This window comes from Micromonospora chalcea, from assembly GCF_002926165.1.
GTDB classification, from domain to species: domain Bacteria; phylum Actinomycetota; class Actinomycetes; order Mycobacteriales; family Micromonosporaceae; genus Micromonospora; species Micromonospora chalcea.
In genome coordinates, this window is the sequence record NZ_MAGP01000152.1 from 26,626 (window position 1) to 36,491 (window position 9,866).

Consider the following 9,866-nt stretch of genomic DNA (forward strand, 5'->3'; position numbering starts at 1 on the left):
TGAACGGCGAGGCGGCGTGGCCTGCGTACGATGCGGGCCGGACATCCTCGTCGGGTGGTGGAGGTAGCCGCGGATGGCAGGCCAGCAGGACGGTTTCGCCCTCGGCGTGGACCTCGGGACCTCGAACACCGTGGCGGTGCTGCGCTGGCCGGACGGGCGGACCCGGCCGGTGCTCGTCGACGGCCATCCGATCCTGCCGTCCGGCGTGTACGCCGACGCGGACGGTCACCTGCACGTCGGGCGGGACGCGCAGCGCCTGGCGCAGGCCGACCCGGCCGGCTACGAGCCGAACCCGAAGCGCCGGGTCGACGAAGAGACCGTCGAGCTGGGCGGGCGGGCGTACCGGCCGGCGGAGCTGCTGGCCGCGACGCTGCGCGCGGTCGCGGACGCGGCGGTGGCGGCGGTCGGGATGCTGCCCCCGGCGGTGGTCACCCACCCGGCGGCCTGGACGCCGGCCCGCCGTCAGGTGCTGCACGACGCGCTGGAACTCGCCGGCTGGCCGGCCGCGGCCGAGCACACGCTGGCCGGGCCGATCGCGCCCGGCACCCGCCTGCTGCGCGAGCCGGTGGCCGCGGCGCGCTACTTCACGCAGGTGCTGCGCCGGCCGGTGCCGGTGGGCGGTTCGGTGGCGGTGTTCGACTTCGGCGGCGGCACGCTCGACGTGGCGGTGCTGCGCAACGAGGGCGCCGACCCGTGGGGCGACTCCGGCTTCCAGCTGGTCGCTACCGGCGGGATTCCCGACCTCGGCGGCCTGGACCTGGACGCGGCCCTGCTCGGGCGGCTCGGCGAGCTGGTCGGCCCGGCCCACCCGCGTGAGTGGGCCCGGCTGACCGAGGCGACGACGACCGCCGAGCGGCGGGACCGCCAGCAGCTCTGGGACAACGTGCGCGGCGCGAAGGAGATGCTGTCCCGGGCCCTGGTGGCGCCGGTGGCCGTACCGGGGGTGGAGGCGGCGGTGCCGCTGACCCGGGAGGACTTCGAACGCCTGGCCGCGCCGCTGCTGGCCCGGGCGGTGACGGAGACCCGGGAGGTGACCGCCGCCGCCGGGTTGCGCCCGGAACAGCTCAGCGGCCTGTTCCTGGTCGGCGGGTCGACCCGGGTGCCGCTGGTGGCCCGGCTGCTGCACGCCGAGCTGGGCATCGCGCCGACGGTGCTGGAGCAGCCGGAGATGCCGGTCGCCGAGGGCGCGCTCACCGACCTGCCGCTGCCCCGGCGGTCCGGGCGCCCCGCCGTGCCGGTCCAGCCCGCGTCGGCCCAGCCCGTGCCCACGCAGCCCGAACCGACAGGGCCCGCGCCGGGCGGGACCGACGCCGGCACGGCGAGCGCCGCCACGGTCCCCGCCGGTGCGACCAGGACGAACCCGACCGCGCCGCTCGGCGGTACGGACGCGGCCTCCGCCGGACCGCACGGCACGCTGGTCGCCGACGGGCCCGTCCCGCAGACCCCCGCCACCAGGTACGACGGCACGCCGCTCGCCGGAGGTCCGGTCCCGCACCCGAGGTACGACGGCACTCCGGGCGTCCCCGGTTTCGTGCCGCCGGGGGCAGCGCCCGCCGCGCACCACGCCGGTCCCGGCGTACCCGGGATGCCGCCGCCCGGCGGTGGATGGCCACCGGCGGGGCCCGGTCCCGGCGTACCCGGGGCGCCTTTCTCCCCCGCTCCGGGCGGTGTCCGGCCCGGCGGCGGCCGGCCCCGGCGCGGCCGGTGGATCGCGCTCGGCGCGGGTCTCGTGGTCGTCGCCGTGGCGGCGTCGGTGCTGCTCTGGGTGTTCCGGGACCGGCACCCGGCGCTGGACTTCCACACCGCCGAGCTGGTGAGGACGGTGGCCGCCGGTGACACGCGGCCGGACCAGATGTTCACCGCGACGCTCGGGGAGCGCGCCTACCTGGCCCGTTCGCTGCCCGACGACCACCTCCACGTGACGGCCGTCGAGGCGGCCACCGGCAGGACGGTCTGGGAGAAGCGGACCGACGCGGCCACGCAGCGGTGGGCGGGGATCCGGGCGCTGCCCGACGGGCTGCTCGTCCTCGGCGACGCCACCGGCGGCGGCACTCCGCGCGTGCTCGCGGTGCTCGACGGCGACTCCGGCGAGCAGCGCTGGCAGACGGACGTGGGCCGCGACGACGCGCTGTTCTTCGGGGCCGACACGGTGGTCCGGGTGGACCGGGCCGGCGAGCGCCTGGTCGGGCTGCGGTTGGACGACGGCCGGCAGCGGTGGGAGCGGCGCAACCCGCGCACCGAGTACGGCGACGCCCGTACGAAGGTGCTGCCGGTCGGCACCGGCGCGGCGCTGGACGGGCCCGGTGACGCCGAGGGCTCGCCGCTCGCCCCGTGGGCGGGGAAGGCGGACCGGCTGGTGCAGGTCGGCGCGGACCGCTCGGTCCGGGTCCTGGACCTGCGCAGCGGAAAGGTCCTCAAGGACCGGGGCAACGTGGCCGGCCTCGACGACCCGATGGCCGCCCGCGACGACCGGCTGTACGTGGCGGAGGACGACCGTGGCCTGCGGCTGCTCTCCTACGACCTGGGCAGCCTCGGCACGCCCGGCGTGCTGTACGAGGCGCCGGAGCAGGGCGGCCGGGTGAAGGATCTGGTCACCTGCGGCGAACGTCGCGTGTGCCTGCTGGAGACGCCCGCCGGCGGCGCCGACGGCACCCGGGTGGTGGCGGCGACCGAGGGTGAGGGCAACCGGCAGTGGCCGGCGCCGGGCACCGAGTCGCTGGTGCCGGTCGGTGAGCACGTGCTGGCCGTGCAGGGCTCGCCGGACGCGGTGACGCTGTTCGCGCCGGACGGCACGGCGAAGGTGCTGCGGGACCGGGACGGGTTCGCGGTCCGGCTGGACGCCGGCAACCTGCTGATCTTCTCCGAGGCGCCGAGCGCGTACGAGGACGACCGCGTCCTCGCCGGGACGGCGGTGGACGGCAAGCCGGTCGAGATGGGGCAGCTCAAGCAGATCCGCAGCGAGTCCTGCTCGTGGAACACCGAGATGCTGGTGTGCGGCGCGGAGAAGGAGTTCCGGTTGTACCGGTTCGCCGGCTGACCGGAAGTGAGCTTGACAGCGATCGATGCCTCGGCTGGTGTGAACGGCAGAGAGATCGACGTTCGTCAGGAGGCCCCGTGTTCGTCCGACGACGGTGGACCGCGCTCGCCACCACCAGCATCCTGATCGCCGCTGTCCTGTCCCATCCCGGCCCCGGCGCCGCCGCGCCGGCCGCCCCCGCGCTCACCCTCGCGCCCACCGAGACCGCGCTGGTCCGCGTGCAGCTCGCCGACCGGGCGCAGCTCGACCGCCTGGTCGCCGGCGGCGCGGACCTGGCCAACCGTCCCCGCTCGCGGGACGGCAAGCTGATCGCCGACCTGGTCCTCACCGGCCGGCAGCTCACCGACCTCACCCGGCAGGGCGCGACCGCCCTGCAGGTCGTACAGCGGGCCGACGACGGCACCCGGCGGATCGCCGAGAGCCGCCGCGCCGCCCAGGAGCGCACCCGCGCCGGGCTGCGCGCGAGCGGCGCCGCCGCTGTCGACACGCTCCAGTTCCTCCAGGCGTACTGGTGGACCACCGGCGGGCGGACGTTCGTCCAGGCGCAGGTCGCCACCACCGCCAGCGACGACCCCGACGTGGAGATCACCGTCACCTGGCGTACCGCCGACGGCGCAACCGGCTCGTTCCCGCTGTACCGCTTCGAGGACTCGGGCGAATACCAGTACCACTACGCGCTGCCGCAGCCGGCGCCCGGCCGGCCCGTGCAGTTCACCGCCACGTCCAGCCTGGGCGGAACGAGCCGGCCGGTCACGCCGTCGCTCTGGCCGAACGCCTCCCCGCCGCCGCAGCCGGCCGGCTACCAGAAGGACTTCATCGACGCGTACCTGACGCCGCTGGGCATCAAGGCGCGCATCGCCCGGCTCGGCCGCCAGTACCGCGACCTGGTCGACGTGATCGACCTGCCGAACAAGACGCAGGGCTACCGACGCAACGCCGCCGCCTACCTGGGTGACCCGGCGGCCGCCGCCGTGGTGGTGGAGTCGGTCCGCTTCGGCGACCAGGGCATGAACGGCGTGCAGGTACGCACCGTCGACCCGGGCCGGCCGAGCCGGCCGCTGAGCATGCGCTACCGGGACCGGGTGCTCACGATTTCGCTGGCCACCGACCGGGCGGGCAAGGTGACGAGCACCACCGACGACGTGGCCGCCCTGATCAACGCGCCGCGCGGCGCCCGCTTCCGGGCCACTGTGGAGGAGGGCTCGGCCGGGCTGCCGATGCCGGTCACCGGGCCGGTACGCCTCGACGACGGGTTGCAGGGCACCGAGGTGCCGGCCCGGCCGTGGACGGTGCAGGCACTGCGCATCGGCAAGCACCGTGACGGCTCCCGGATCGGCGTGCTGGCGTACTCGCAGGAGCACGCCCGCGAGTGGGCCACCCCGCTCGTCACGCTGGAGTTCGCCGAGCGGCTGCTCGCCAACGCCCGCACCGACGCGGCGACCCGCAAGCTGCTGGAGCAGGTGGACGTGTTCGTCATCCCGACGGTCAACCCGGACGGCGCGAACTACTCGTTCCACGACTACAACTTCCAGCGCAAGAACCTGGTCAACCACTGCGCCGGTGAAGCGCGGGACCCGAAGTACCGGAACATGTGGGGCGTCGACGTCAACCGGAACTACACGGTCGGATCCCTGTTCGACGGGTACGTGGGCGCGAGCACGAACTGCCTGGCCGGCAACTACGCGGGCACGGCGGAGCTGTCCGAGCCGGAGAGCCGCAACGTGATCGACCTGGCCAAGGCGCACCCGAACATCAAGTTCGCGATGAACGTGCACTCGTACGGCGGTTACTTCATGTGGCCGCCCGGGGCGTACAGGGCCGACGGGCGGGTGACGTTGCCGCGCCCGTCGATCGACGAGTCGACGCTGTTCCTGGCCAGCGCCCGGCGCATCGTCGGGGCCATCGCGGCCGAGCGCGGCACCGTCACCTGGCCGTCGCAGACCGGCCCGGTCGCCGACGTGCTCTACTCGGCGGCCGGCAACTCGGCCGACCAGCTCTACTACGAGCTGGGCATCTTCGCCTGGGACTTCGAGGTCGGCAACGACAGGTGGAACGAGGCCACCGGCCAGTGGGAGGGCGTCGGTTTCCAGCCGCCGTTCGACGAGGCGCACGGCGAGGCGCAGGAGTACGCCGGCGGCCTGGTGGAGCTGGTCCGCGTCGCCCGCGACTACGCGGCGAGCAACCCGGTCCGGCGCTGAGGGCAGGCGGTCCCCGGCCGGTGGAAGTCCGTCCGGGGACCGCGTCAGCCCTGCCCGTCCCGGTCCGCGGCGCCGAGGTCGCGGAAGACGGTGAGCGCGCCCGGGTCGTCGATGGTCGCCGGGACCGGCTCGTCGCGCCCCTCGACCAGGCCCCGCATGGTGCGCCGCAGGATCTTCCCGGAACGGGTCTTGGGCAGCGCCGGCACCACTGTCACCCGGCGGAACGCGGCCACCGGGCCGATCCGCTGCCGGACCAGCGCGACCAGTTCGGCGGCGAGCGCGTCCGGGTCCACGTCGGCGCCGGCCTTGAGCACCACGTACCCGCTGGGCACCTGCCCCTTCAGCGCGTCGGCCACGCCGATCACCGCGCACTCGGCCACCGCCGGGTGCGTCGCCAGGACCTCCTCCATCGCGCCGGTGGACAGGCGGTGCCCGGCCACGTTTATGACGTCGTCGGTGCGGCCCATCACGTACAGGTAGCCGTCCTCGTCGAACCGGCCGCCGTCACCGGTCAGGTAGTGGCCGGGGAACGTGGACAGGTAGGAGCGGACGAACCGCTCGTCGTCACCCCAGAGCGTGGGCAGGCAGCCGGGCGGCAGCGGCAGCCGGATCACGATCGAGCCGTCCGTGCCGGGCGGCACGTCCCGGCCCGCGCCGTCGACCACGCGCACGTCGTAGCCGGGCACCGGCACCGTCGGCGACCCCGGCTTGATCGGCAGCGGCTCCAGGCCGCGCGGGTTGGCCGCCACCGGCCAGCCGGTCTCCGTCTGCCACCAGTTGTCGACAACGGGTACGCCGAGCCGCTGCCCCGCCCAGGCCCAGGTGTCCGGGTCCAGCCGCTCACCGGCGAGGAAGAGGGTACGCAGCGCGCTCAGGTCGTACCGGTCGATGTGCGCGCCGTCCGGGTCCTGGCGGCGGATCGCCCGGATCGCGGTGGGCGCGGTGAACAGGGCGGCCACCCGGTGCTCGGCGGCGACCCGCCAGAACGCCCCGGCGTCGGGGGTGCCGACCGGCTTGCCCTCGTAGAGCACGGTGGTCGCGCCGGTGAGCAGCGGCGCGTACACGATGTAGGAGTGGCCGACCACCCAGCCCACGTCGGAGGCGGCCCAGAAGACCTCGCCCGGCTCGATGCCGTAGACGTTGCGCATCGACCAGCGCAACGCCACCGCGTGCCCGCCGTTGTCCCGCACCACGCCCTTGGGCCGGCCGGTGGTGCCGGAGGTGTAGAGGACGTAGAGCGGGTCCGTGGCGGCCACCGGCTCGCACGACGCCGGTTCCGCGTCCGCCATCACCTCGGCCCAGGTCAGGTCGCGGCCCGGCACCAGCGGCGCCGGTTCCTGCGGGCGCTGCACCACCACGCACCGCTCCGGCGCGTGCGCGGCCTCGTCCAGCGCGGCGGCCAGGATCGGGTGGTACGGCACCACCCGGTCGGCCTCGATGCCGCAGGAGGTCGCCACCACCACCTTCGGCCGCGCGTCGTCGATCCGGACGGCCAGCTCGTGCGCGGCGAAGCCGCCGAATACCACCGAGTGCACCGCGCCGATCCGGGCGCAGGCCAGCATGGCGATCACCGCCTCCGGGACCATCGCCAGGTAGAGCAGCACCCGGTCGCCCCGGCCGACGCCGAGCCGGCGCAGCGCACCGGCGAACCGGGCGGTCTCGGCGAGCAGTTCGGCGTAGGTGAGCGTGCGGACCGTGCCGGTCACCGGGCTGTCGTGGATCAACGCGGGCTGGTCGCCACGCCCGGCGGCGACGTGCCGGTCCAGCGCGTTGTGACAGGTGTTCAGCACCCCGTCGGGGAACCAGCGGTACAGCGGCGCCGCCTCCTCGTCGAGGATGTGCTCCGGCGGGATGACCCAGTCGATGTCGGCCGCCGCGTCCCGCCAGAAACCGGCCGGGTCGGCGATGCTCCGCTCGTACGCTGATCGATACGCGCCCATACCGTCATGCTGCGCCGCGGCGCACCGCCGGCACGACGGCCGGACGGGTCCGGTGCGCCGGAAGCACGGCCCGGCTCGCTGAACGGCCGCTCACGGCGGTGGGCGGTGGCCGCTCAGCCCAACGGGCGACGGATGAAGCCCGTGGGGCGGGGTAACCCAGCACGGTCCTGGTGGAGAGACGACCGGTGTCGCGGCGTACCGCGGCCGGGCACGCGGGCGGGCGGCGCGAATGCCGCCCGCCCGCGCATCCCGGGGCAAACCGAGTTTGATCGACGACGGCTGTCGACTAGCGTGCGCAGGCGTGAAAACCAATCGGATCTTGCCGATCCTCCTGACCTGTGCCGTGCTGGGGCTCGCCGCGTGCGGCGACGAGAAGCCCTCGACCACGGCCGGGCCGGCGGCCACCTCGGCCTCCGCCGCGCCCTCGTCGGCTGCCCCCTCGCCGTCGGCGGCCGCCGTGAGCGACAAGGAACTCTGCACCGCCGCAGAGAAGATCAACAAGGACATGCGGGCGAAGCTCATGACCGCCGTGCAGTCGGGCGGCGACCTGACGAAGCAGACCGGCGCGATCCTGACCGAGCTCGGTGACCGGGTGACCCAGCTCGCCGGGACCGCCGGCGACGGCAAGGCGGCCACCGCCCTGAAGGAGTTCGCCGCGGAGGCCGCCAAGGCGGGCTCAGCCGCCGACCCGGGCACCGCCGCCGACAACCCCGCCATGGAGAAGGCCAGCAAGGACATCAACGCCGCCTGCAAGACGGCCGGCGCGCCGACCACCTTCTGACGCCGACGCCCCTGTCGTCCGTCCGGCGCGCGCCGGACGGACGACAGTCACCTAGACGCCTGTCACCCAGTTCCAGGCGGAGACCACCCACTCGGTCTGCTGCAGGTACGCCACCCCCACGCCGACCAGGAACAACGCGGTGACCAGGTGAGCACCCTTGGCGCTGCGGCGCACCCGGCCGAGCTGCCGTTCCAGGATCAGCCGGCCGAGCAGCCGGGCCAGCGCGAACAGGCCGACCGCGGTGAGCAGGCTGAGCACGAACGTGAGCAGCGGCGCGATCAGGTTGCCCCGCCCGGAGATCGCCCAGATGCCCCAGCAGACGAACGCGAACAGGGCCCCGGCGGCGCTCAGCTCCCCGCCCTTGCGGGCCTGGGCGAGATGCCAGCTCATCGGCCGGCGCGGCGCCGGCTCACCGGCCCAGTCGCCGTGCTGCTCGACGGTGGGGAACTGCTCGGTGCGGGGCGTACGCCGCGTGCGCGGCTGACCGACCGCCGCCACCCCGCGCTGGAACGCGTCCCGCTGCGGGGGCACCACCCCCGGCTGGGGCGGCACCTCCACGGTGCGCTCGGCCCATGGCTGTGTCTGGTCCGCCATCCTCGTCCTCCCCCTCGGCCGATCCCGGCCTCGCTTCCGAGGGTAGCCAGCCCGCAAATAGGGTGCCGACCCCCATCGCGGTGCGATACACACGTGCGGTGACTGACGTGCTGGTATCCCGGGCTGAGGACTTCGACGACATCGCGGCGCTGCTGGCGCTGGCCTTCCACGGCGATCTGGACCCCGACGTGCAGGCGCTCGAACGCCCGATCTTCGAGCCGGACCGGTCGTTACTGGTCCGCGACGGCGGGACGGTCGTGGCAAACGCCGCCGCGTTCAGCCGCGAGCTCGCGGTACCCGGCGCGAACGTGCCGGCCGCGCACGTGACGATGGTCGCTGTCGCGCCGACGCACCGGCGGCGCGGCCTGCTCACCGCGCTGATGCACCGCCAGCTGCGGGACGTCCGCGACGCCGGCCGGGAACCGATCGCGGTGCTCTGGGCCAGCGAGGGCCGCATCTATCCCCGCTTCGGCTACGGGTCGGCGGCACCGCGGTACATGCTGTCCGTGGACACCACGGGGCTGCGCCTGCCCGCCCCGGCGCCCGCCGAGGGCAGGCTGCGTCTGGACCGTCCGGAGGCGCGCCGGGACGAGCTGGCCCGGCTGTACGAGCAGGCGCGCGCCGACCGCCCCGGCTGGTCCCGCCGCGACGAGCGCTGGTGGTCGTACCTGCTGGCGGACCTCAAGGCGCACCGGGGCGGCGCCACCGAACGCCGGGTGCTGCTGCACGAGGGCCCCGGCGGGCTCGACGGATACGCGCTCTACCGGACGAAGGACAGCTCGACGGCCACCGGCCCGCAGGCCGAGACGCAGGTCGGCGAGGTGGTGGCGCTGACGCCGGAGGCGTACACGGCGTTGTGGCGCCTGCTGCTCTCGGTCGACCTGACCCGGCGGCTGTCGTTCCCGATCGCGGCCCTGGACGAGCCGCTGCTGCGGCTGGTGGACGAACCCCGCCAGCTCTCCCCGCATCTCGCCGACGCGCTCTGGGTGCGGGTGGTGGACGTGCCGGCCGCGCTCGCCGCCCGGCGCTACGCCGCTGACGTGGACGTGGTGATCGAGGTCACCGACGAGCTGCTGAAGGAGAACACCGGCCGCTGGCGGCTGGTCGGCGGCCCGGACGGGGCGGAGTGCACGCCCACCACCGCACAGGCCGGGCTGGCGTGTGACGTACGCGCGCTCGGTGAGCTGTACCTCGGCGGCGCGAACCCGTACGCGCTGGCCGCCGCCGGCCGCGTCCGGGAGCTGCTCCCGGACACGCGGACCGCGCTGACGCCCGGCTTCACCTGGTACCGCGCCCCCTCCCCCATGGAGGTCTTC

General features: G+C 75.0%; 5 protein-coding genes and 1 pseudogene. 4 read left to right on the forward strand and 2 right to left on the reverse strand.

Features of this window, described 5'->3' with window-relative positions; all coding sequences use genetic code 11:
* The first annotated feature begins 73 nt into the window (after positions 1 to 73).
* Entirely contained in the window at positions 74 to 3,037 is a 2,964-nt protein-coding gene (locus tag BAW75_RS26135; protein WP_104115236.1) for an Hsp70 family protein, read from the forward strand.
* A gap of 77 nt (positions 3,038 to 3,114) precedes the next feature.
* On the forward strand, positions 3,115 to 5,235 hold the full coding sequence (locus BAW75_RS26140) for a M14 family zinc carboxypeptidase (protein ID WP_104115237.1): 2,121 nt from the start codon (positions 3,115 to 3,117) through the stop codon (positions 5,233 to 5,235).
* Between the two features lie 44 nt (positions 5,236 to 5,279).
* Here BAW75_RS26140 and BAW75_RS26145 read toward each other — a convergent pair.
* Positions 5,280 to 7,241, reverse strand: a pseudogene (locus BAW75_RS26145) (propionyl-CoA synthetase); the annotation flags it as partial.
* Between the two features lie 235 nt (positions 7,242 to 7,476).
* Between BAW75_RS26145 and BAW75_RS26150 the strand changes: the two are divergent.
* Positions 7,477 to 7,956, forward strand: a complete 480-nt coding sequence (locus tag BAW75_RS26150) for a hypothetical protein (protein ID WP_104115239.1) — start codon at positions 7,477 to 7,479, stop codon at positions 7,954 to 7,956.
* A gap of 51 nt (positions 7,957 to 8,007) precedes the next feature.
* Here the strand turns inward: BAW75_RS26150 and BAW75_RS26155 are convergent, their stop codons facing one another.
* Positions 8,008 to 8,550: a hypothetical protein gene (locus BAW75_RS26155; protein WP_043328936.1), complete on the reverse strand. Its 543-nt coding sequence runs from the start codon at positions 8,548 to 8,550 to the stop codon at positions 8,008 to 8,010.
* A 98-nt stretch (positions 8,551 to 8,648) separates the two neighbouring features.
* Between BAW75_RS26155 and BAW75_RS26160 the strand changes: the two genes are divergently transcribed.
* Positions 8,649 to 9,866, forward strand: a 1,218-nt coding sequence (locus BAW75_RS26160) for a GNAT family N-acetyltransferase (protein WP_244206273.1), incomplete at its 3' end; no start/stop codon positions are given.

Coding starts and splice junctions, on each gene's coding strand:
- BAW75_RS26135 (WP_104115236.1), top strand. CDS start 74: ATGGCAGGCCAGCAGGACGGTTTCGCCCTCGGCGTGGACCTCGGGACC.
- BAW75_RS26155 (WP_043328936.1), bottom strand. CDS start 8,550: ATGGCGGACCAGACACAGCCATGGGCCGAGCGCACCGTGGAGGTGCCG.